The following is a 22,879-nucleotide window of genomic DNA, read 5'->3' as shown; positions in this document are numbered from 1 at the left end:
CCTAAGGTTAAGCCTGTTCATACCGGCGCGATAATAAAATGTGTCTCAGTAATGGGCAATTCAACCCTCTACATTCAAAAACATAACACTATTGACACCATCAAGCCTTATTTAGCCTGTTCTCTGGGAGAAATAATTTTATATCATCTTATTTTTAATACATTTTAATTATTTATCTGGCGGATCTTATTTAACGTTCCTCACTGAAGCAATAAAAAAGCGGCCCGTAGGCCGCTTTAAATAAGCGCATTTTAGATCATAAGCATTATTGCTTTAAGGAGCGTTTTAACACTCAGTGTTACAACGCTAAAGTGGCAATCGTGAATGAACTAGCGTTACCAATAAACTAGAACTGCACCGTAATAATATCAGAGCACAAGTTGCTATCGGTTTCACAGATAACATAGCCAAATGCCTCGCCTTCCACAGTGCTAAAACGGTCACGGTAATTACCATCGTTAGCCGTTGTGGCGATCGCTTCGCCATTGCGGTAGATAACAACAGACTCGCCTATTGCACCGTCCCAGTTGAGATCAACCATGGCGCTGCCTCGACGCGAAAGCTTAGTTCGAACCTCACTTGCGCTAACAGCACGCTCAAATAACTCGATATCGTTTGAATAAGTGTCGGTTCTACCTTCGCTATCAGTGACCATTAGTGTAACGGTATACACACCAGCACCCGCATAGCTGTACATTGGATTCATTTCACTAGACAAGCCAGCACCGTCACCAAAGTCCCATTGATAGCTCACAATATCATCGTTAATGTCGGTACTGGTGTTGCTAAAGTTAACATCGAGCCCTTCAATAGCATACTCAAAGCTTGCTACAGGAGCAGCTGGTGCAGCGTCACCTAATGCAGTGATCACTAATCCCCAATTATTAAGGGTTCCCGTGTCTCCGCTAACATTATCGGTAATCGATAAGGTCCAGTCGCCTGTCGCCATTTCGCCATCGAAGTCACTTAGCACCCATGACTTAACAATATCATCAGCACTGCCGCCATCTCGATTATGTAACACCACTTCGGTGCCAGCAGGAGACGTTAGCTTAACCACAAGATCGCCAATCCAAGTATGAGTAATATTCACATCGGCTGTTAAACCAAATACAAAAACAGGATCGGCAACATTAATAATGCTGGTGATCCCCTCAGAATTATCATCAGGAATCGCAGTAACCTCCTCGTTGTCATAAGGAATATCATTCAACCCTTGTGGATAGACAGACAATGAAACCACTTTTGACTTCACCGTTGCCCCATCATCACCAGTCACGACTATTTGATAATCTCCCCACGCCGCTTCAGCTTCAGTGGCGACATTTAGGGTAAAGTCATCACCAGCGCCTACTGTCGATGATGAAAGTGACACGCCATTGAGTGCAGGTGTCGTTTCAACGGTCAGCGCGACCTCACCATCCCAACCTGCTACGCTACCCACACTAAAGTCATAACTGACCGCGCTGCCAGCCTCAACCCTTTGTGTCATCGGGGTTACCGTAAAGCGGTAACCCGGCTCAGGATTAGCTTGTTCAAGTGCATTAGCCACATTTAGACGAGTACCAGCCACCGTTTTACCAGTAAGCGCCGCATTAGCGTCGCCAGAGATCATCAGCAACTCTTTCATCTCGACCGGGCTTAGATCTGGGTTAATGGACCAAACAAGAGCCGCGGCCCCCGCAACATGAGGAGATGCCATCGAAGTACCAGAATAAGAGGCATAGCCACCGCCAGGAACCGTCGATAAGATTGAGCTGCCGGGTGCGCCCATATCAACACTGGTTAACCCATACTGCGAAGTACCCGACATATTGTCATTACGGTTAGTGTTGGCAACGGCAAAGACGACATCCGACTCGTAACTTGCTGGGTAGCTAGGTACGGCATCATTATCTTTGCCATCATTACCCGAGGCGGCAACAAACAAAATACCGGCTTCACCACCAGCGTTAATTGCATCTTTCAATGCCTGACTAAATGCACCACCACCCCAAGAGTTGTTAGTGGCTTTGATGTTTACCCCATGATTAATTTTTAAATCAGTCATGTAATCGATACAAGCAATGGCGCCCGCGGTAGAGCCAAAACCGTCAGCATCGAGGAACTGACAACCAATAATACTGACATCCCAGTTAACTCCGACTACACCAACGCCATTATTACCTGTGGCACCGATAGTGCCTGACACGTGAGTGCCGTGACCATTACTGTCCATAGGGTCACCATTGTCATTGACAGCACTGTAACCATAAATATCATCGATCACGCCATTGCCATCATCATCGATACCATTGCCAGCGATCTCCCCTGGGTTAACCCACATATTCGCTTGCAGATCAGGGTGGTTATAATCTACGCCACTATCAATCACGCCGATGACGATATGACTATCACCTGTGGTGATATCCCACGCCTCAGGAGCATCAATATCGGCATCGGCTGTACCGCCATCTTGCCCAGTATTATTTAACCCCCATAACGATGAGAAATTAGGATCATCAGGCGTACCGCTTACCTTAATAACATAGTTTGGCTCAGCGTACTTTACCGCAGGATGGCGACTAATAAGCTTAATTGCTTGATCGATATCTGTGCCTTTACGTAATGACAATCGAGCCAGCTTACCATTGAGTAATTTAGCGAAGCGGTCATCCACTCCGTCAGCATTTGCATCACGAATTGTCGCGTTAACGAGATGCTGAGCCGAGGCACGCTCACTTGGCGTGGCATTGTCTTTATAAACCACTAACAGCGAGTCTTTTACATACTCATGCTGAATGGACGTTTTGGCGAGCGCTGGGGCGGCTGAAACAGCGATAATACCGGCAATCGCCGCTGTTAAAGGTGTCAGTTTGTTTATCATAAACACGTTTCCTATTAGTCCTTTATATTTTACGAACCGGTACTCCATACATCGACCAAGCCGTTAGGTTGTCATCAATTGACACCCTAATCCTCAGCGAATCGCCGGCGAGAGTTAACGCGGAGATTGTTGCCACATAAGCCAAGATTAGAAAAGAGGCTTGCGACGCTTTAATCCTTAACTACTAGTAACATGGGCTAGGCCTTACCAAGTAAACCTAACGCCGACAAAGCCTTTAAGCCTTAAATATCAACAACTAAAAATCATTAAACGGTAAGGTATCGACGTTGTAGCCTGCCACAATAAGTAGACCTTTTTCTGATTGCAGCGCTCTGGCAGCCCTGTACCTTGACTATCTAACGCTGAATAGGATGCCTAGCTAGCAGCTAGCTATGTATTTCATCAGTGAACGTAAATAAAGAAGCTGCTTTTCTTTATTTATATCGAAAGCTTAAGGAGTGTTACGTGTCAGTAGTTAACCGAATGGGAGCCACGATTGCCCTCATATTGATCTCAGTCGCTAGCCAAGCAACTGAGCTTGATAGTGGGCTAAACGCCCTTCCAATAACACTGCAAACTCTACTTGAAAGCTCTGGACGAGAAAATGCCATCAAGCTAACCCAATTAGGTGTATTAAACCATGCATACCTAAATCAGTCGGGTGAAGGCAATATCACCAACCTACTCCAGGTGGGGAGCGGTAATCAGGCTCAGGTGATGCAATACGGTCAAGATAATGAGGTAGAGCTTCTGCAGGCCGGATTCGATAACCAAGCCAACATCACCCAAATTGGTAACGAGAATGTAGTACAGCTCAACCAGCTAGGAAGCGCTAATTTTTCAATTGAACAGATTGCCGATGGTGCAGCAATCACAATAACGCAATATTAAATACAGGGAGCGTCAAATCATGACACCGCAAATCAAAAAATCGTTAATCGCATTAGCTATCACCGCAAGCTTAAGTACTCAGGCTTTTGCAAGCACTAGCAATGAAGCTACCGTCAAGCAAAACGGTGTAGAACAAGACGCAATTGTACTGCAAACGGGTGATCTTAATATCGCCGATGTCAATCAAGAAGGGGCAGCACAAGCGGCCAGCGTCACCCAAAACGGTGATTGGCACGAGTCTTATATTGATAGCCGTGGTAATGACAACACAGTGGCGACAGAGCAAACCGATGACTGGCACGTATCGGATATCACTATAGAGGGCGATGGCAACGACGCCAGTGTGACTCAGTCGGTTTTTTGGAACCAAAGTACCATTGAAATCACCGGAAATGATAACCAGACCACAGTCTCTCAAACTGGCTCATTAAACGAATCGAATATTGAGCTCATTGGTGATAATAACAGCACAGATGTGAGCCAAGACGGTGACGAAAACTTCAGCGTATTTCGCGTTCAAGGTAACGATAACGATGGCACCATCATTCAGAACGGTAGCTCAAACCAAGCAGGGATGATCGCGCTCGACTTCAGCCCTAATATCGGCAATAACAATGATGTAAGCCTGACCCAAAATGGTGATTTAAACCTAGCCGGTGTTCGTGGTATCAACGGCGATGATAACACCATTGAAATGACTCAAGAAGGTATCTTCAACACTGGCTTTATCTATGCTTTAGAAGGGTCTGACAACGACATCGAGTTTGACCAAAACGGGGCTTTCAACAACGTGGTACTGCAGTTCAGCACGGGTGATGATAATAATGTATCTGTCCGCCAAGAAGGCTTTGGTAACTCAGTAGGTGATTCCTATGTCGCGGTTATCGATGGCAGTGACAACCGCATTGATATCATTCAAGAAGGTGATAACAACTTAGCTGAATTTGAAATCACGACAGACAGTAACGACGTTGATTTAGACCAAAAAGGGGATAACAACTATGCCGCTTTTGGTGCTTATGCTGGCGATGATAACGACTTTGATCTCTCTTCTACAGGCAATAACAACCAAATCCATGCGTTTGCTGCTGGCGAAGATAACGACATTGAAGTGTCTCAAGAAGGTGACGACAACTTCGCCTTCGTAGAAACCATTGGTGATGATAACGAAGTCGATGTGAATCAAGATGGTATTGGATTTAATGAAGCTATTGTTTCAGTTGCGGGTTTTGAAAATACCGATGTTACTGTGTCGCAAGATGGTGAACTTAACTTAGTTGATTTGATCATCACAGGTGATGAAAACTTTGCCTCAATCACTCAAACAGGTAGCGGTAACTGGGTTGGTGGTAACGAGGGGGTGAGTTCTTTCAAGGTATCGGGTGATGCAAACAGTCTCACCATTGCACAAACCGGTAATGACAACTTAGTAGAAGGCTCACAAACGGGTATGAATAACGTTATCAACGCAACCCAAATTGGTGACTTTAACGTAGCCACTATCGTACAAAACTAAAGTAGTTGTATCGGCTAACCTAAAAAGGAGCCTTTAGGCTCCTTTTTATTATCGCTGAATACTTTTTTATACCTCAATAAATAGAGATACCTAGCAACCAAAATGGGTTATTTATTGTGGGTTAAAATGACTAAGTTCTAAACTCAAAATGTGCTTGATGACTCTGTGCCCAACGCAAGAGTTCTACGCGATTGCGCGACTGGGTTTTTCTAAAAATAGAAGAGATATGAGCCTTAACGGTATGTTCGCTAATGCAAAGTTGATGAGCAATCTCTTTATTCCGCGCTCCACTAGCCACCAACTGAATGATCATACGCTCGCGCGCCGTTAGCATTTGCAACATAGATACTGTATCAGCAGGCATTTCATCACGAGAATCTAGCTTCTTAACTAGATGATTAAACGCCTCACTAATTAACACTCTGTCATACCAAAGTTCATTATCTATCATCTTGTTTAAACCCGTTAATAATAGATCCATGCCTTGATCATCAAACAGCAAACCTTTAATGCCTAATAACAGCGCCGATCTGGCATCTAAGGTTTGCCGATCAACTTGATATAACGCCACAGGGCCTTGAGAAATTAACCGAGCGGCCATTAACGGGATACCTTTACTGTCAAGTGCAGCCCCTTTTTGTGACACCAAAAACAAGCGGCGACGATCTTGAGCTACAACCAATTCGGCAGGCTTTTTGATCACTTGGGTATTGATACCGATAGACTCGGCTAAAACGGCTAAATGACACGGTGCAGCTACTTGATGAATAAAAACAAGTTCATCGATATTACTCATTAAATTCTCTCCCTGAATTAACACAGCCTAACAAGGCTTATTGGATCACTGATGCCCAAGTTAACATTAGCTACCGCCACAGATGATACATAACGATACAGAAAACACCAACGGTTAACAATCATGCAACACGGATACATCTAACCTTGCCTGACACGATATAGCGATACTCAACTAAGCCCCAATTAGATAAGATTAAAGATAAAAGAAGAAGTTAAGTTGAAGTGAAATGATAAACAATGGTGTGGCAAACAATATGTATCTGCCGCACCATTTTAATAAAAAAATCAAGAAGATAACGGATTGGCATCCGCTATTGATGCTTCCGACGGACTCCAGTAGCCCATTTTAATCCCTTTATCGACTAACTCTGACACTGCCAACTCAATGGCTTGTAAGACACAAAACTGTACAGGTTCATTGGTCGTAAAACCCACCTCAGCCTCTGCCAAACGATTTAAGCTGGTAAAACGCATCAAGCCTGCACGCATCTCCTGCGAAAACACTCGCTTAGTGGTCGACACCGACATCATCACTTTTCCTGTATGCACATCGACGGCTCGAAGATAAATCGTCACTTGATCTTCACGGTACATTTCAGAGGCACCAATACCGTAATATTCGACCCCTGCGCCACCGGTACTAATGTTAGTCTCGTAACTGATGATCCCCCCCTCTAAGAGTAACCGGGCATTGGTCAATTGCGGCACATCATCATTACTCACTTTGGGCGCTTGATTCTTAGTGATTTTACGTTCGGTTAACAGGTTCTGTAACCCCTCTCGCTCGACAGGCATAAACCACTTAGAGTCTAACAAGGTCTGTACCAACATTGAGGTGGCCCCCTGAGTCACCGCCGTAGAGAATGAGCTGACATTTTGCTGTGGCTTATATTGTCCCGTCTGATCTCGAAACGAGTAAACTGCTACTGGAATGGTGTATTTAGGGCCTGGTTTGGCGATTAAATCCTGCATCGTGCTACTAATGGGATTAATTTCAGCTTCAGTAATATTCAGCTCAGGTTTAGGCAGTAAGCTGCATGCCGATAGACTTAAACTCAAGAGTAAGATACTAACTTGTCTCATCATCTATCCCCCGTAAACTGGCATTTCAATCACGGTAACCTCACCTGTCGTTAAGTTGGTGATGGTCAACATCACCCCACCACCGATTGAGGCCACCTCAATCCTAAACTCACCAGTATCGTATGTACCATCGGTGATATCACCATTAGCAACTCCACGGGTAATGGTATTGAGAATATTACGCTCCAATGATTCTTTAAAGCGCGTGATAAAATCCTTTTCGTTACTGCCAGCCGTATTATCATTTTGTGCATTGGCTTTATTAAGCAGGTAAGAGCCATTCAATGCCGAGCCGCCAAAACTCGGATTAATCGGGGTATAGACCAGTTCAGTCGCCGAAACTGAACTAGATAAAAGTAGTATAGAAGCTATTAACATCCTGTTATTCATTATGATTATTCCTAATATCCTTGATTTTTATCAGCCAGTTCACCGGTGATAGCATTTGCTCTTGCCTGCGCAAGATAATCGATTGTCAACAAAATGGCCTGCTCAGCCCGCTCTTTAATTGGGCTAGCTCTACGACCAAAATGGGTTTTGTAGATGGTAACGCCATTAACTTCCAGCGTAAGTAAGGTCCCAGCCTGAGGGAATACCGTTTCATACAAGGTGACATTGAACCCTTGAGTGAAAGGCAGATCACGCCAATAACTGGCGTAGTAAAATACAAAGTCCTTCCCGAAACGAGTTACCGTACGGTCAATCACTAAACCACTAATCTCTATATCATTGTCTTGCGCCTGAATAGGTGTAACACAGCACAATATTAATAGTAGTAGCGCCGAAAACTTGGTTCGCATCATCATACCGCCCCTGTAACATCGCAACTTGACATTGGCTAAGGGCTACAGCAGCGCACATGCCCAACACCTACGCAAAATACGTTTTAAGGGGCTTACGCTAGCAGCAATTATCATTTTTTGGCAGCCCAAAACCTTACCAATGGGCTACCTGATAAAAATCTAGCATAAAGGAGTAATACTTTCGGGTAATGCAGGAAAGTCGATAACGACTAGGGTTGTGGCTAACTGCCGTAAAATTTAAGCAATAAAAAACCCAGCTTTTATGCTGGGTTTAGGTTACTTATACTAGTTAATCTTACATAACTATAATAACTGGGATCTAAAACGGGATATCGTCATCCCAACCATCATCCAAATCTGGAGTAAAGTTTTGCTGTGGCTGCGGCGCTGGACGCTGCTGTGGCGCCTCTTGCTGCTGCGGAGCCACTTGAGGCTTAGGAGCATAAGCGGGTGTTGCTGGAGCCGTTTGCTGCTGTGGCGCACCGTAACCTTGCTGAGGAGCGGCTTGTTGCGGTGCTCCATAACCTTGTTGCTGCGGCGCAGCTTGCTGAGGTGCTGGACGAGCAGCCGGGGCACCTTGAGCTTGCGGTGCATATTGATTTTGCTGTGGCGCATAACCACCTGCACTTTGCCCCATACCGCCTTGCTGACCACCTTGACCACGGCTGTCTAACATCTGCATTTCACTGGCATTAATTTCAGTTTTGTAACGATCTTGGCCAGTTTGCTGATCTTGCCACTTGCTGGTTTGCAGTTTGCCTTCGAGGTAAACTTTAGAGCCTTTCTTTAGGTACTCGCCCGCGATCTCCGCTAAGCGGCGATACATGACGATGTTGTGCCATTCTGTACGCTCTTGCACTTGACCCTGCTGGTCTTTCCAAGACTCACTGGTCGCCACTGTAAAGTTGGCTACGGCATTGCCATTTGGCATGTAGCGTACTTCAGGGTCTTTCCCTAAGTTACCGACCAAAATTACCTTATTGACACCACGACTGGCCATTGAAATCTCCTGCGATATTCTTACAAATCTAATATAAATACTGCTTAACGGGTGAGGTCTACTCAAGTCCCAAACAGTTAATTGACAGAGCCTAACACAGCTCGCGCTTGTCTCAAATCGAAATGCTCATCAACTTTCAAATAAGCGACTTTCTCCTCAAGTACCACGATAGCTTCAACGACGCCTGGAAGCTGTGACAGCTCGGTCGCCATGGATCTAGCCTGCTCTTTACCTTCAACTTCGGCTTCTAATGTATAGCTCTTTAACAGCACGGGATTCTCCATGCCTAAGGTTAATAGTAGCCAAATAAACATCAAGCCGAATGCTACGGCAAACACCCCCGCCGCGCCGACCCACTGGTAAGCACCGCCGCCGAGTAAACCACCACAAAATGCCCCTAAAAATTGGCTGGTCGAATACACGCCCATGGCTGAGCCTTTATCCCCTACCGGGCAAAATTTAGCAATCAAGCTCGGCAGTGAGGCTTCAAGATAGTTAAACCCAGTAAAAAACAGCACGATCGCAGCGCTTAGCACCACTAAGCTATTAGCAAATAATGCCATGGAAGCAAGTGCTACCATCATGATTAACAGGGCAATTTGAAAGGTGGCCTTGGTGTTTTTCTTTTTCACGCCAATGATGATCAGCGGCACCATAAGGAAAAACGCGCCGATAAAAGCAGGAAAATAGAGCATCCAGTGCTTTTCTTTGACTAACCCCGCATCGACTAAATCCAGCGGTAAGGCGACAAACACTGCAGTTAACACCAAATGCAAAATAAAAATACCAGCGTCAAGCCTAAACAGCTGTGGATCTTTAAGCATGGCTTTAAGCTTGGCCGGCGCGGCAACCGTATCGCCTTTTGGCGCTTGGCTAATGGGATTGGGCACTAATAACTGCACTATCACCATGCCCAGTAACGCCAAACCTGCTGTCATGGCGAATAACCCTGATAATCCAAGGTGCTGCGCGACAATCGGGCCAACCAGCAAAGAGAGCGCAAAAGAGAAACCGATACACATACCAATAATCGCCATCACTTTAGTGCGCTGTTCATCGCGAGTTAAATCGGCTGCTAAGGCTAAAACGGCCGCAGCAATTGCGCCCATCCCCTGCATAGCGCGCCCGGCAACCACCCCATAAATAGAGTCCGCCATGGCTGCAACCACGCTGCCGATAGCAAATACCAACAAGCCTATTAAAATAATTGGCTTACGCCCATATTTGTCTGACAAGATCCCCATAGGGATCTGCAACACGGCCTGAGTTAAACCATATGCCCCTATGGCTATCCCCACCCATAATGGCGAAAAGCCCTGTAAGTGTTGTCCATAAAGCGCAAACACAGGCATGATCATAAACAAGCCCATCATGCGCAAACCAAATACACTGGCTAACGAAAATGCGACTTTTTTCTCAGTCTTAGACAGTCCATTATTGGCCATTTTTCGCCCTGATATGAATACAAAAATAAGTCGCGCATGTTATCACGAAGCGTGGATTTAGCTCAAAAAGAAAAATATAAGATGCGATGTATATGTAGCTATTCAATCACAAAGCTATAATTGCTCGTCAACATTTCCCCTAGCGCTTTTGTGTGAGCTGGCTATGACCTGAGACAATTTTTATGCGATAATCAGTCTCTTTTTTATTCGGCCAATCAGAGAGACAGATGGACAAGATTGAAGTTCGTGGCGCCCGCACCCACAATCTAAAAAACATCAACCTGACAATCCCAAGGGACAAGCTGATCGTCATCACCGGCCTATCGGGCTCGGGTAAATCATCATTAGCCTTCGATACCCTGTATGCAGAAGGACAACGTCGTTACGTCGAATCCCTCTCTGCGTATGCTCGTCAGTTTTTAAGCTTGATGGAAAAGCCCGATGTTGATCATATTGAAGGCCTAAGCCCGGCCATCTCTATCGAGCAAAAATCCACCTCTCATAACCCGCGTTCAACCGTGGGCACTATTACCGAAATCTACGATTACCTAAGATTACTGTTTGCCCGTGTCGGTGAGCCAAGATGCCCCACCCACAATCAGCCATTGGCGGCGCAAACCGTTAGCCAGATGGTCGATAAAGTATTAGAAATGCCAGAGGGCAGCCGCTTGATGCTGCTCGCACCTGTGATTAACGATCGCAAGGGTGAGCACGTAAAGTTACTCGAGAGTCTAGCGGCACAAGGGTTTATTCGCGCCCGTATCGATGGTGAAGTGTGCGATCTGTCCGATCCGCCAACGCTTGAATTGCACGTTAAGCACACCATTGAAGTGGTGGTTGATCGCTTTAAGGTACGTGACGACATAGGTCAACGCTTAGCCGAGTCATTTGAAACGGCCCTTGAGCTTTCTGGCGGTATCGCCACTGTCGCCTCTATGGACGGTGATCTAGAAGAGCTGTTGTTTTCTGCCAATTTTGCCTGTCCACATTGTGGATACTCTATGGCCGAGCTCGAACCACGTATCTTCTCATTTAACAATCCGGCTGGTGCCTGCCCCACCTGTGATGGTCTAGGGGTGCAGCAGTTTTTTGATGCCGAGCGCGTGATAACCAACACTGAGTTATCCCTTGCTGGCGGTGCGATCCGCGGCTGGGATAGACGCAACTTTTACTATTTCCAGATGCTCAGTTCATTGGCCGAGCACTATAAGTTTGATGTCGAAGTGCCCTATGAGCAGCTCAGCGATAAAATTCGCCGTATCGTGCTACATGGATCAGGTAAAGAGAGTATCGCGTTTAAGTACATCAATGATCGCGGTGATGTCGTGGTGCGCAACCACCCTTTCGAGGGGATCTTAAACAATATGGACAGACGCTATCGCGAGACCGAATCAAATTCGGTGCGCGAAGAGCTGGCCAAATACATTAACACGCAGGCCTGTAATAGCTGTGGTGGTTCGCGTCTGCGCGAAGAGGCGCGTAATGTATTTATTGAAGATCTTAATCTGCCAACACTCACCGAATGGTCAATTGGCGAGGCGATGAGCTATTTTGAGCAGCTATCTCTTACAGGTCAGCGCGCGCAAATTGCCGAAAAGATCTTAAAAGAGGTGCGCGATCGTTTAGGCTTCTTGGTCAATGTCGGGCTTAACTATTTGAGCCTATCACGCTCTGCCGACACCTTGTCTGGCGGGGAGGCACAGCGTATTCGTCTCGCTAGCCAGATTGGCGCCGGTCTTGTTGGGGTGATGTATGTTCTCGATGAGCCCTCCATAGGTTTGCATCAGCGTGATAACGAACGCTTACTGCAAACCCTGATTCATCTTAGAGATCTAGGTAATACCGTTATCGTGGTCGAACATGATGAAGATGCAATCCGCATGGCGGATCACATCATAGATATTGGCCCAGGCGCGGGGGTTCATGGTGGCCAAGTGATTTGTGATGGCAGCTTAGATGACATCATCAACTGTAAAGACTCGATAACCGGACAATATATCTCTGGCACTAAGCAGATCCACATCAGCGAAACGCCAGCTCAATATAATCCAAAGCAAGTCATCGAGCTGTTTGGCGCAACTGGCAACAACTTAAAAAATGTTGATTTAACCATACCCGTAGGTCTGTTTACCTGCGTGACCGGGGTATCTGGCTCTGGTAAATCAACGCTTATCAACGACACCTTTTATAAGATCGCTCATCGTCAACTAAATGGTGCCACCGTCGATGAACCCGCCCCTTACAAACGAATAGAGGGGATGGATCATTGCGATAAAGTGGTCGATATCGATCAAAGTCCCATTGGCCGTACACCACGATCGAACCCAGCCACTTATACCGGCATCTTTACCCCTATTCGTGAGCTATTCGCCGCGACCCAAGAAGCCAGAACCCGTGGCTATAAACCCGGGCGTTTCTCCTTTAACGTCAAAGGTGGACGCTGTGAAGCCTGTCAGGGCGATGGTCTGATCAAAGTCGAGATGCACTTCCTCCCCGATGTGTATGTGCCGTGCGATAGCTGTAAGAGTAAACGCTATAACCGTGAAACCTTAGAGGTGCGTTATAAGGGTAAAAATATTCACGAAGTGTTAGAGATGACCGTTGAGGAAGCCCGCGAGTTCTTCGATGCCGTACCCGCCATTGCCCGTAAGCTACAAACCTTAATGGAGGTTGGTCTGTCTTATATCGGCCTTGGCCAGAGTGCAACCACCCTCTCAGGTGGTGAGGCACAGCGTGTCAAACTGGCCAAAGAGTTGTCAAAACGCGACACAGGCAAGACCTTGTATATCCTAGATGAGCCGACCACAGGCTTACACTTTGCTGATATTCAGCTCTTACTCGATGTACTGCACCGTCTCAAGGCTCACGGTAACACCATAGTAGTGATTGAACACAATCTCGATGTGATCAAAACCGCCGATTGGATCATCGATCTTGGCCCTGAAGGGGGCTCTGGCGGCGGCACCATTTTGGTCAGTGGTACACCTATGCAAGTAGCTGAGCATCCAACCTCCCATACCGCGCGCTTCCTTAAGCCTTTGCTCGAGGCTTAAACCTGCTCGCGTCCTTGTTATAGATAATTGCTCTTGATAAGCGCCAAAGCCAGAATGATAAAATTCTGGCTTTGGCTGTCTTTACCAATGGATTACGGCTAAGTTATAGCCTAGACCACCACCCAAGCTAGGTGTCCAGTGCCCATGAGAGTGCTCAATCCTGCTCGCATCATTACGCTCATCTCACTCTATTTCACCTTTACGCTGCTCCTACTCGGATGTAGCAGTACAGGCAACACTTGCCGCCGCCCTTTACCACTCACCTGGAGCAATCAGACTCTGCTACTCGAGGATGTCACCAGATTAAGTTCGCCCGCTTTTGCAGGGCGCAAAACTATGACTCCCGGTGCGGCGTTGACTCGCGACTATCTTATCTTACGTATGCAACAGGCGGGATTACTCCCCTGGTCAAGCTCCCTCGCTCCACTCACCATGGCACCAGCCAAACACCACAACCCGTTCGAACAGCACTTTAGCTATCAATATCAGTTTACTGAACGCCAAGGTGTCAACCTCATCGGTATGCTGCCTGCAACTCATGCTAGCGGTCAATGGCGGCTGATTGTCGCCCACTATGATCATTTAGGCATGAGAGGCAGTAAGCTTTACCCGGGCGCCGACGACAATGCCTCGGGGATCGCAGCCATGCTGGCGCTGGCTGAGCACGCCAAAAGCCAACAACGGCCCACAAATTTACTCTTTATCGCTACCGATGCAGAAGAGCAAGGGCTATATGGCAGCCAAGCCTTAGTCGCCATGCTACAAGATAACAACAGCCAACCTTCGATGTCACAGATTGAATTGGCAATTAACTTAGATATGGTTGGACGCCCCGACCGCTATCACACCATCTATCTAGAGGGGCGCAGAAACTTTAGCCAATTTGCAGCACTCCAACAACATTTAATGCAAGCGGTAGGCTTATGTATCAGAGCCAATCACCCGCCCGAAGCAGGCAAAACAATACAAAGGATAGACTGGTTAAGATCGTCAGATCATTATTCGTTTCATCAGGCCAAGCTTCCTTGGCTCTATTTTGGTATACCACCCCATAGCGATTATCATCAGACCAGTGACATCGCATCGAAGATAGATATTGAGTTTCTAGCGGCTGTTACAGAAACGGCTTACGAACTACTCATTATCGACAGTTATCTCTTAAATAACCGAGCAAAACAATAGATTAATTTGTTATTTATTAAAAAACAACTCACTGTTAATTATAGATTTTAGCTGTAAAGCCCCATGTTTACTACTAAAAATCAGACTTAAGTGGTAGCCAATATCCCAACTCACTGCTATAATAACCGGCTTACTGATACTTTTCGGTGCGGGAAGTCGACACGGGGTTGATTTTCTGTCTATAAAATCTTTAGTGCAGTCTCTGCACTTTGCTACACCACAAGGCTACAACCCATGTCATCCAATGAAAAAACTTTCCGCGAACTCGGTCTTGCCGAGCCTTTGTTGCGTGCTCTTGACGAGCTTGGTTACGAAAAACCAACGCCAATTCAGTCTGCTAGTATCGAGCCACTTATGGCTGGTAAAGACATTTTAGGTCAAGCACAAACAGGTACCGGTAAAACCGGTGCATTTGCGCTACCGCTATTAAATGCGATTGACCCTACGTCAAATACACCACAAATTTTAGTATTAGCCCCAACTCGTGAACTTGCTGTGCAGGTCGCCGAAGCATTTGGTAGCTATTCAAAATTCATGAAAGGTATGCACGTACTGCCCATTTATGGCGGTCAAAGCATGCATCAACAACTTAACGCATTGCGTCGTGGTCCACAAATCATCGTCGGTACGCCTGGCCGTGTAATGGATCATATGCGTCGTGGCACCCTTAAGCTTGATACGCTTAAAGCTATGGTGCTCGATGAAGCCGATGAAATGCTAAAAATGGGCTTCATCGATGATATCGAATGGATCCTAGAGCACACGCCTAAGCAGCGTCAGCTAGCATTATTCTCAGCTACTATGCCTGAGCAAATTAAGCGTGTTGCCAATAAATATCTTACTGAGCCAGCACACATTAGTATCGCTGCAAGTCATACTACCGTTGCCTCAATCGAACAGCGTTTCGTTCAAGTCTCGCAACACAACAAGCTAGAAGCGTTAGTTCGCGTACTCGAAGTTGAAAATACTGAAGGTATTATCATCTTCGTTCGTACACGTAACAGCTGTGTTGAACTGGCAGAGAAGCTAGAAGCTCGTGGTTATGCATCATCACCGCTCCATGGCGATATGAATCAGCAAGCTCGTGAACGCGCCGTTGATCAGCTAAAACGTGGTCAACTTGATATTATTATTGCAACTGACGTTGCTGCACGTGGTCTTGACGTTGAACGTATTGGTCACGTTATTAACTACGATATCCCATACGACACTGAAGCCTATGTTCACCGTATTGGTCGTACAGGCCGTGCTGGTCGTACTGGTATGGCAATTCTATTTGTGACCCACAGAGAGATGCGCATGCTGCGCACCATTGAGCGCGCGACTAAGAGTCGTATCTCTCCAATGGACGTGCCTAGCCCTGAAACAGTAACTGAGCGTCGTCTATCTCGTTTAGGCGAGCAAATTGCTGAGATAATCAGTAAAGACTCTCTCGATTTCATGAAGGGTGCTGTTGCGCAACTTTGTCAGCAACTGGAAGTTGATACCGAAGTTCTTGCTGCTGCATTACTACAGCAAGTTCAGAAAGAGCGTCCATTGCAGCTGCCTAACATCAACGAACGTCAACGTGATAGTCGTGATGAGCGTAGTACCCGTGAACGTGGTGAACGCGGTGATCGTGCACCTCGCGAACGTAACCGTCGTGATTCACGACCAACGCCAAGCAATCTAGGAACGGCTGATACCTTAAAAGATCACCCAGACGTTAAGATGTGTCGCTATGTTATCGACGTAGGTCGTGACCATGGTGTTGGTGTCGGTAATATTGTTGGCGCCGTAGCAAATGAAGCCAACATCGATAGCCGTTACATTGGACAAATCCAATTATTTGATTCAATGACCGCCATCGACTTGCCAGACGGAATGCCAAAAGATGTCTTACAGCACCTGAAGAAAGTGCGTGTATGCGGTAAGCCGCTTAACATCCGTGAAGCCGGCACCGAACTGCCAGCAAGTGCGGGTGATGACAGCCGTCCACCACGTCGCCGTAAGCCAGCTGGCGACCGTAAACCACACCGTAAGGGTGGTAAAGACAACGCTTAATAGGCCGAGTCTATCTCACTTAAAGCCACCATGCGTTAACATAACCTGTTGTGGCTAAATACGTGAGTTTACATCAACGCCAATGCGACAAAAAAGGAGCCAAATGGCTCCTTTTTTACGTTTCCCCCCAATAAGAATTATATTGCTGAAATTGGCTCGGTGTTATCAATAAGCACTGAGCATACAAACCGCAACGTCGCTATCCAAGCGCGCCTTTATCTATATCAATCTATCCGTTTCAATCCAGCCTGCTGCTCCGCCATTAATGCTGCAGCGCAAGCTTGGCAGAGACAGGCATCGCGGCGAACATTGACGGTCAGCGATGCCTTTGGCACAAAAACTTGACTATGACACCAACAGGTCTCACTAGGCCGTTGGTTGGCTACGGCGCACTCATTTGACTGCTGACATAAGGGGCATTGTATCGTGGCGTCCGATAATCCGTCTGACTGAGTCGGCGAATCCGCCTGTTTGTATATCATCTCTCACCATTTCCCATAAAAAAGGAGCATTAGCCGTTACGCTAACACTCCTCTCACTCAAGATTAATCAGCGTCGATGACAAGGCTGATTAACGTCAACATCACTTTTTATCAGGGTTCACAGGGTAAGATTGGCTACCTAAAACTGCGCCACCATTAACCGATTGACCGTAATAACCTTGGTGATTATGGTATTGCTTTTGTAACGCTTCAACATCACCCTTAAAGCGTGGATCTTGTGGGCGATCTTTCGAATTAATGTAGGCCGCAACATCCCAAGCTTGTTGGTTTGTCAGCTGAATACTCTTACCAAATGGCATATTCTCGTAAATGAAGTTTGCGGCAGTATTGACCCTATGCATGCCTGCACCCCAGTTAAAGCTCTGCGGCCCCCACAATGGCGGTAGGCTATAAACACCAGCAATGGCAAGCCCTTGGCCATCATCTCCGTGACAAGCTTGGCAATGCGCTTGGTAAACCGTAGCCCCACGCTCAGGTGAATAGGCTAACTCTGGTTTGTCAATCGGTGGAAATCCACGACCAGGAAGCTTAGCTAACTCATCAATATTCATCGCAGCTTTAACCGCCGCTGGTAGAGCAAAATCTTCACGCTTGCCACCTTTAAGTAACTCGGCATCACTCAACTCTGGCACTTCACCCGCCACTTGATATTGATCCATCAAGCCACTCATGGCTAACCAGTATGAATAAGCAGATAATGCCACTAACTCTTCACTGCCATTTGCAGGCGCTTGACCGTTCATCGAATAAGTAAAACAGCCTTGAATACGATCTTGGAAGCTATTGACCTTATCATTCTTCTTACGGTAAGCGGGATAAGCCATATAAGCTGCCCATAATGGTGATGCATTGGGTTTACGCCCAGCATCCATATGGCAATTAGAGCAGTTCAACTCGTTACCGACATATTTACCGCGTAACTGTTGGGTATTAACAAACAGCTGATAACCCTGTCTGACTTTATCACCAAATGCCCCTTGAGGAATGGCACTCATCTCTCTTGGGTTTAGATAAACGGTATCTTCTGACTTCGGCTTAACTTGTAATTCTGCCTGCTTGTCAGGTAACTCTGCGGCAATAACTAAGCTTGGCACACAGAGTCCAACCAACGCTATCAAAGCACTGCGTAGCGATTTAACATGATTCATGGTCAGACTCCCTATTTGATCTCGGCAAAATACTTGGCTAACGCATCAATCTCATCTGCGGTTAGCTTATTTGCAATGGAACCCATCATTGCATCTACATCACCCTTACGAGTGCCGGCTTGCCAAGCAAGTAATTGGGTTTTGATATAGCTAGCTTGCTGGCCTGCAAGACGTGGGAACTGGCCACCACCTACGCCCGAAGGACCATGACACGTGACGCACGCTGGGATCATTCTGTCCCAATCACCTTGGTACACCAACTCTTGGGTTGGGTCGCTATACACTGCGGCTTCACCACGAAGGTGAACAGTGACTTCTGGCACCTCTTGAGATGCAAAATAGTCTGCAACAGGCTTAATTGCATCACCTTGTAGCACCATAGACATAGGCGTCATGCTGACATTTTGGCGCTGACCAGTTTGGAACAACTTGATCTGCTGAGTAATATATTCAGTAGATAAACCCGCTAATCTTGGGCCTAATGGCTCAACGCCTTGCCCCGTAGGACCATGACATGTCCCACACAACTGTGCTGATGGCGGCATTGCCATTGGCTCTGCCAATAAAGGCATCGACAATAGCAATAAAGCCGAACCTAATGTTATCGATCTCATAATTATCCTCCCGATTATGACTGCTATTAATGATAGAGAGATTCGAACAATAAGGTAATGGATTTCATAAAAAAAAGCATAAAATATTCCTATAAAACATAAACGCATCCTTTTGGCAGCAAGATGTGTTCAAATGTCACTATAGCAATACAACTTATGCTCTATTGATGGGTACTCACGATAAATGAAACTATCAATCGCCATTAAGCCGGTAACGCCCCTCTATTAGCACCAGAGGCGCCCAACCACCGTAAGGGACGAATTGTCATGAGCTTATTTGCCCGGACGCACCCCTAAGGTATGGCAAATAGCATAAGTTAACTCCGCGCGGTTCAAAGTGTAAAAATGGAAATCTTTAACACCTTCACGCGACAGCACTTTCACCATATCGATCGCCACATTGGCACCCACCATCTGTCTTGTTGCAGGATCGTCCTCCAAGCCTTCAAATTGGCTATGTAACCAGCGAGGAATAGACACATTGGTCATGCCAGCAAAGCGCTTGAGTTGATTAAAGTTGGTGACAGGTAAGATACCTGGAATGATTTCAACGTCGATACCGGCCGCCACACAGCGGTCACGAAAACGTAAGTAAGACTCTACATCGAAGAAAAACTGCGTAATAGCACGGTTAGCGCCCGCATCAATTTTCTTTTTTAAATTAATCAGATCCGCTTGCGCATTGGTTGCATCAGGGTGACCTTCAGGATACGCGGCAACCGAAATATCAAAATCGGCCACCGATCGTAATAGACGCACCAAATCGTTAGCAAATCGGGTGGGCTTAGCGCTACCTTCAGGCAAATCCCCCCGTAGCGCGACTATGTCACGTATCCCTGAATTCCAATAATGCTTTGCCAGTTCGACTAACTCTTCATCACTAGCATCGACCAAGGTCAGATGCGGCGCAGCCACCAGATCGGTTTCTTTTTGAATGCGCTCAATCACGCCATGAGTGCGATCGCGCACGCCAGAATTCGCGCCATAGGTTACCGAGACGAACTTAGGCTTTAACGGTTCGAGACGTCTAATGGACTTCCATAGGATCTGCTCCATCTCAGGGGTCGCTGGCGGGAAAAATTCGAACGATACGTTAATGTCACCATTAAGCTCAGACAAGCTTTGGTTTAATGAATTTGCATGTTGTGCGTGGTGAAAAGCCATCTTTAATCCCTCAGACGTTCTATGATAGTAAATAGACGTTTGGACGTCTATATGTCCATATACTAGAGAAACTCAGTTTGAAGTCAAGTGTAAAAGTTGACCAAAATTAAAATAGTCTATTCATCTCTACAACAAACCGATTACAGCATGAGCGACATGATCAGCAACCCATTGTTACATAACATGTATTACCTGCTTGCCGACAAGGTATTGCCGATATAACTACCGGCTGGATAACAGACATTTTCCAAGAAAAAAGCGAATATTGTGGCATTGAGATGAAGTAGTAGATGCACTATATAGCGGCATTATCGACAAAAAAGCGGCCCAAGTGTTAACTTAGGCCGCCTAAGGTATGACGTCTGCGAAGAGGTTACTCTTGCAATAGATCGCGACAGATCTGCGCCAGATCCGATTGCACCGCAGCAGCGGTGACTTCACGGCCGGCACCTGGACCACGAATAATCAAAGGATTATCTTGATAGAAGTGACTACGAATCACAAACACATTATCGCCGGGCGTTAAATTAGCGTAAGGATCGTTGCGATCAACCCACTCAATCCCTACCTGTGCCGCAAGTTGAGCGTCACTGTGTTGCAAGGAGGCCACATAGCGCAGCACTTTATTTTGCTCCGCTGCCGCTTGATATTGGCGTAACATTTCAGCATCTAGCTCACTAATTCGTTCAATAAATTCAGCCAGTGGGATCTGCGCAAGATGCGGCGGCACTAAAGAGTGCAGTGCAATATCATCAAGCTCAATATCATGGCCTATCTCTCGCGCTAAAATCAGCAATTTACGCTGCATATCTCGACCCGACAGGTCGTCACGTGGATCGGGCTCGGTCAGCCCAAGCGCCTTAGCCTGCAGCACCAATTCAGAGAAGGGTTTAGTGCCATCGAAATGTTCAAACAACCAGCACAAGGTTCCGGAAAAAATCCCCCCAACCGCTTCGATGGCGTCGCCACTGTTATGCAAGTCATTTAAGGCATGTTGCACGGGTAATCCCGCACCACAACTGGCATTGTAGCGCCAAAAAAGTCGCCGATTATCCAGTTGCTGTTTTAATTCTTGATAAAAAGGTAAAGGCCCACTGCCTGCCAGCTTATTGGCGCTAACCATATGAATACCACGGGCAAAAAATGCTGGATACTGCAACGCCAGATCGGCGCTAGCACTGATATCTAACGCGACAAGTTCATCACATTCAACATGGCGTAATCGTTCAAACAGGTGGCTGTAATCCCAAGGGGTTGCTTGCTCATTAAATTGCTGCTGCCAGTGATTAAGATCGATATCGGTCTCGCTTAATAGCGCCAACTTAGAGCTCAATAAGCCGACTAACTCGACACTGACCTCAAGCTCCTTGTTTAATACCGGCCTTGCCCGCTTAAACAGTTCAATCCATGCATCACCAATATTACCAATACCGAGCAGTAACACCCCGATACGTTTACGCGGGCCAGCGCAGCGACGATGTACCTTTTGCGTCAATAGGCTCACCTGCCCCTTAGGAACCAAGGTGACCAAACTTAGGCCATCATTACACAATGGATGAGCATCGCGGCTTAATAGGCGCGAAAACCCCCGGCGATAAAGTGCAGCATCAGCACTGACTAGGGCCACTAAACCTAAATCTTGTCGCACCTCTAACGCATCGATCCCCAATACTTGAATATTGACTTCAAATATGGCCCGCGCTTGTTTTTCACTCTCGTGGGTAAAGGCGAGTTCCGCGCGACCAGACGCCGATGACCAGTAGGCCAAAGGAGCCAGTCCGGCCTTAGCAAAACACTCTAATAATTGAGGCAGCTCGGCATTAAAGCTTAAGCTAAATAATGACACGCTAGGTAAGCTAGTAACGACGGGCGCGCTGGCCGATAGGCTCTTAGGCGCGATCAGCGTGAAATCGGTATGGGGCGCATAACTCGAACGCACCGCTAGGCTCACGTTAGTGTCAAACAGTGGCTGCAAGGTGCGGTTATGCAGTACCGGCGAGCCAAGGTGTGCCAAGCGATTGGCCTCGGTTAATGACATGCTTTTGAGCAGGCGCGCATCGTTAATGCGATTGGGATCGGCATTAAACACCCCTTCCACATCGGTCCAAATGGTCACCCGCTCAATATTGGCTAAGCTGGCTAGCAAGGTGGCGCTATAGTCTGAACCATTACGACCCAGCAACAGGGTATCTCCCTTATCATTAGCACAGATAAACCCGGTGATCACTAAGCGTTCATTAGGGTGAGCATTCAGCATCGCCTGCACTTTTTGCTTTGATTGCCCAATGCGGATCTGCGGTACCGCGCCTTCATCGGCCACCAATAAAGTACGCGCATCCACATCGACCGCCCCAACACCGGACTCACGCAGCAACGCGGCAAGTAGACGTGACGACCAGCGTTCGCCAAAACTGACCACTTGATTGCGTTGATAATCGCTCAGCTCGTCAAGAGAAAGTAGCGTGCTGAGTTGGGATTTATCGGTCGATAAACGCTCGCGTAAGCTGCGAGCCTGTTCGTTAGATAACAGCTGCTCGATCAGATTTTGTTGGTAACTGATCAACACTTGCAGCTCTTCTTGCCACAGCAAACCTGACTCGGTTAGCTCAAGTAATTTATATAAAAAATTAGTACTCTTGCCCGCAGCAGAAACCACGATAAGATCATCGCTATGGCCATGGGTGAGTAATATATGAGCGACACGGCGGTAACAATCTGCATCCGCTAAACTAGAACCGCCAAATTTATGCAAATGACATCGTGTCATTTT

Annotated in this window: 18 protein-coding genes; 6 read left to right on the top strand and 12 right to left on the bottom strand. The window is 46.7% G+C overall.

Going from position 1 to position 22,879, the window contains the following annotated elements:
* Nucleotides 1-346: 346 nt before the first annotated feature.
* Nucleotides 347-2,866, bottom strand: coding sequence for a S8 family serine peptidase (locus tag DVO77_RS03160; RefSeq protein WP_119977249.1), 2,520 nt, complete (start codon nucleotides 2,864-2,866; stop codon nucleotides 347-349).
* A gap of 483 nt (nucleotides 2,867-3,349) precedes the next feature.
* Between DVO77_RS03160 and DVO77_RS03155 the strand changes: the two genes are divergently transcribed.
* Both DVO77_RS03155 and DVO77_RS03150 read left to right on the top strand, forming a co-directional pair.
* Nucleotides 3,350-3,757 (top strand): curlin, encoded by a 408-nt coding sequence (locus tag DVO77_RS03155; protein ID WP_119977247.1) that lies wholly within the window; start codon nucleotides 3,350-3,352, stop codon nucleotides 3,755-3,757.
* Nucleotides 3,758-3,776: 19 nt separating this feature from the next.
* Entirely contained in the window at nucleotides 3,777-5,273 is a 1,497-nt protein-coding gene (locus DVO77_RS03150) for a curlin (RefSeq protein WP_119977245.1), read from the top strand.
* Nucleotides 5,274-5,403: 130 nt separating this feature from the next.
* Here the strand turns inward: DVO77_RS03150 and DVO77_RS03145 are convergent, their stop codons facing one another.
* The 6 genes from DVO77_RS03145 to DVO77_RS03120 all read right to left on the bottom strand — a co-directional run bounded on the left by DVO77_RS03145 (nucleotide 5,404) and on the right by DVO77_RS03120 (nucleotide 10,402).
* The gene (locus DVO77_RS03145) at nucleotides 5,404-6,069 is read right to left on the bottom strand and encodes a response regulator transcription factor (protein WP_110455811.1); all 666 of its coding nucleotides are present in this window, start codon (nucleotides 6,067-6,069) and stop codon (nucleotides 5,404-5,406) included.
* A gap of 287 nt (nucleotides 6,070-6,356) precedes the next feature.
* Nucleotides 6,357-7,157: a CsgG/HfaB family protein gene (locus DVO77_RS03140; protein ID WP_119977244.1), complete on the bottom strand. Its 801-nt coding sequence runs from the start codon at nucleotides 7,155-7,157 to the stop codon at nucleotides 6,357-6,359.
* Nucleotides 7,158-7,544 carry a curli assembly protein CsgF gene (locus DVO77_RS03135; RefSeq protein WP_110455809.1) on the bottom strand — a complete coding sequence of 129 codons (387 nt, stop codon included), beginning with the start codon at nucleotides 7,542-7,544 and terminating at the stop codon, nucleotides 7,158-7,160.
* 11 nt (nucleotides 7,545-7,555) lie between these two features.
* On the bottom strand, nucleotides 7,556-7,954 hold the full coding sequence (locus DVO77_RS03130) for a curli production assembly/transport protein CsgE (protein ID WP_162599159.1): 399 nt from the start codon (nucleotides 7,952-7,954) through the stop codon (nucleotides 7,556-7,558).
* A 322-nt stretch (nucleotides 7,955-8,276) separates the two neighbouring features.
* Entirely contained in the window at nucleotides 8,277-8,957 is a 681-nt protein-coding gene (locus DVO77_RS03125) for a single-stranded DNA-binding protein (protein WP_119977242.1), read from the bottom strand.
* 77 nt (nucleotides 8,958-9,034) lie between these two features.
* Nucleotides 9,035-10,402: an MFS transporter gene (locus DVO77_RS03120; protein WP_119977241.1), complete on the bottom strand. Its 1,368-nt coding sequence runs from the start codon at nucleotides 10,400-10,402 to the stop codon at nucleotides 9,035-9,037.
* 227 nt (nucleotides 10,403-10,629) lie between these two features.
* Between DVO77_RS03120 and uvrA the strand changes: the two genes are divergently transcribed.
* The 3 genes from uvrA to DVO77_RS03105 all read left to right on the top strand — a co-directional run bounded on the left by uvrA (nucleotide 10,630) and on the right by DVO77_RS03105 (nucleotide 16,680).
* Entirely contained in the window at nucleotides 10,630-13,455 is a 2,826-nt protein-coding gene (uvrA, locus tag DVO77_RS03115; protein WP_119977239.1) for an excinuclease ABC subunit UvrA, read from the top strand.
* A 144-nt stretch (nucleotides 13,456-13,599) separates the two neighbouring features.
* Nucleotides 13,600-14,637, top strand: coding sequence for a M20/M25/M40 family metallo-hydrolase (locus DVO77_RS03110; protein ID WP_119977237.1), 1,038 nt, complete (start codon nucleotides 13,600-13,602; stop codon nucleotides 14,635-14,637).
* A 234-nt stretch (nucleotides 14,638-14,871) separates the two neighbouring features.
* Nucleotides 14,872-16,680 carry a DEAD/DEAH box helicase gene (locus DVO77_RS03105; protein WP_110455803.1) on the top strand — a complete coding sequence of 603 codons (1,809 nt, stop codon included), beginning with the start codon at nucleotides 14,872-14,874 and terminating at the stop codon, nucleotides 16,678-16,680.
* 224 nt (nucleotides 16,681-16,904) lie between these two features.
* Here DVO77_RS03105 and DVO77_RS03100 read toward each other — a convergent pair whose 3' ends face one another.
* From DVO77_RS03100 to metF, 4 genes are all read right to left on the bottom strand, one after another.
* Entirely contained in the window at nucleotides 16,905-17,162 is a 258-nt protein-coding gene (locus tag DVO77_RS03100; protein WP_119977235.1) for a cysteine-rich CWC family protein, read from the bottom strand.
* A gap of 101 nt (nucleotides 17,163-17,263) precedes the next feature.
* Nucleotides 17,264-18,331 carry a c-type cytochrome gene (locus DVO77_RS03095; protein ID WP_110455801.1) on the bottom strand — a complete coding sequence of 356 codons (1,068 nt, stop codon included), beginning with the start codon at nucleotides 18,329-18,331 and terminating at the stop codon, nucleotides 17,264-17,266.
* A gap of 11 nt (nucleotides 18,332-18,342) precedes the next feature.
* On the bottom strand, nucleotides 18,343-18,903 hold the full coding sequence (locus tag DVO77_RS03090; protein WP_249038099.1) for a c-type cytochrome: 561 nt from the start codon (nucleotides 18,901-18,903) through the stop codon (nucleotides 18,343-18,345).
* A gap of 315 nt (nucleotides 18,904-19,218) precedes the next feature.
* A complete protein-coding gene (gene metF, locus DVO77_RS03085; protein WP_119977232.1) occupies nucleotides 19,219-20,109 on the bottom strand; it encodes a methylenetetrahydrofolate reductase in 891 nt (296 codons plus the stop codon).
* Nucleotides 20,110-20,205: 96 nt separating this feature from the next.
* On the opposite strand from metF, the gene DVO77_RS19345 reads away from it, so the two are divergent.
* The gene (locus tag DVO77_RS19345; RefSeq protein ID WP_259650879.1) at nucleotides 20,206-20,331 is read left to right on the top strand and encodes a hypothetical protein; all 126 of its coding nucleotides are present in this window, start codon (nucleotides 20,206-20,208) and stop codon (nucleotides 20,329-20,331) included.
* Nucleotides 20,332-20,482: 151 nt separating this feature from the next.
* On the opposite strand, the gene DVO77_RS03080 is transcribed toward DVO77_RS19345, so the two are convergent.
* Nucleotides 20,483-22,876 carry a bifunctional aspartate kinase/homoserine dehydrogenase II gene (locus tag DVO77_RS03080; protein WP_110455798.1) on the bottom strand — a complete coding sequence of 798 codons (2,394 nt, stop codon included), beginning with the start codon at nucleotides 22,874-22,876 and terminating at the stop codon, nucleotides 20,483-20,485.
* Nucleotides 22,877-22,879 lie beyond the last annotated feature (3 nt).

Origin of the sequence: Shewanella algidipiscicola (genome assembly GCF_003605125.1) — a bacterium.
GTDB lineage: Bacteria > Pseudomonadota > Gammaproteobacteria > Enterobacterales > Shewanellaceae > Shewanella > Shewanella algidipiscicola.
This window is presented reverse-complemented; position numbering and strand designations above follow the sequence as displayed.

Bases quoted from the DNA above. Each gene is read 5' to 3' on its own strand.
- DVO77_RS03110 (WP_119977237.1), top strand. From the start codon at position 13,600: ATGAGAGTGCTCAATCCTGCTCGCATCATTACGCTCATCTCACTCTAT.
- metF (WP_119977232.1), bottom strand. From the start codon at position 20,109: ATGGCTTTTCACCACGCACAACATGCAAATTCATTAAACCAAAGCTTG.
- DVO77_RS03105 (WP_110455803.1), top strand. From the start codon at position 14,872: ATGTCATCCAATGAAAAAACTTTCCGCGAACTCGGTCTTGCCGAGCCT.
- DVO77_RS03160 (WP_119977249.1), bottom strand. From the start codon at position 2,866: ATGATAAACAAACTGACACCTTTAACAGCGGCGATTGCCGGTATTATC.
- DVO77_RS03125 (WP_119977242.1), bottom strand. From the start codon at position 8,957: ATGGCCAGTCGTGGTGTCAATAAGGTAATTTTGGTCGGTAACTTAGGG.
- DVO77_RS03090 (WP_249038099.1), bottom strand. From the start codon at position 18,903: ATGCCTTTATTGGCAGAGCCAATGGCAATGCCGCCATCAGCACAGTTG.
- DVO77_RS03145 (WP_110455811.1), bottom strand. From the start codon at position 6,069: ATGAGTAATATCGATGAACTTGTTTTTATTCATCAAGTAGCTGCACCG.
- DVO77_RS03155 (WP_119977247.1), top strand. From the start codon at position 3,350: ATGGGAGCCACGATTGCCCTCATATTGATCTCAGTCGCTAGCCAAGCA.
- DVO77_RS03140 (WP_119977244.1), bottom strand. From the start codon at position 7,157: ATGATGAGACAAGTTAGTATCTTACTCTTGAGTTTAAGTCTATCGGCA.
- uvrA (WP_119977239.1), top strand. From the start codon at position 10,630: ATGGACAAGATTGAAGTTCGTGGCGCCCGCACCCACAATCTAAAAAAC.
- DVO77_RS03150 (WP_119977245.1), top strand. From the start codon at position 3,777: ATGACACCGCAAATCAAAAAATCGTTAATCGCATTAGCTATCACCGCA.
- DVO77_RS03130 (WP_162599159.1), bottom strand. From the start codon at position 7,954: ATGCGAACCAAGTTTTCGGCGCTACTACTATTAATATTGTGCTGTGTT.
- DVO77_RS03100 (WP_119977235.1), bottom strand. From the start codon at position 17,162: ATGATATACAAACAGGCGGATTCGCCGACTCAGTCAGACGGATTATCG.
- DVO77_RS03080 (WP_110455798.1), bottom strand. From the start codon at position 22,876: ATGACACGATGTCATTTGCATAAATTTGGCGGTTCTAGTTTAGCGGAT.
- DVO77_RS03135 (WP_110455809.1), bottom strand. From the start codon at position 7,544: ATGAATAACAGGATGTTAATAGCTTCTATACTACTTTTATCTAGTTCA.
- DVO77_RS03120 (WP_119977241.1), bottom strand. From the start codon at position 10,402: ATGGCCAATAATGGACTGTCTAAGACTGAGAAAAAAGTCGCATTTTCG.
- DVO77_RS03095 (WP_110455801.1), bottom strand. From the start codon at position 18,331: ATGAATCATGTTAAATCGCTACGCAGTGCTTTGATAGCGTTGGTTGGA.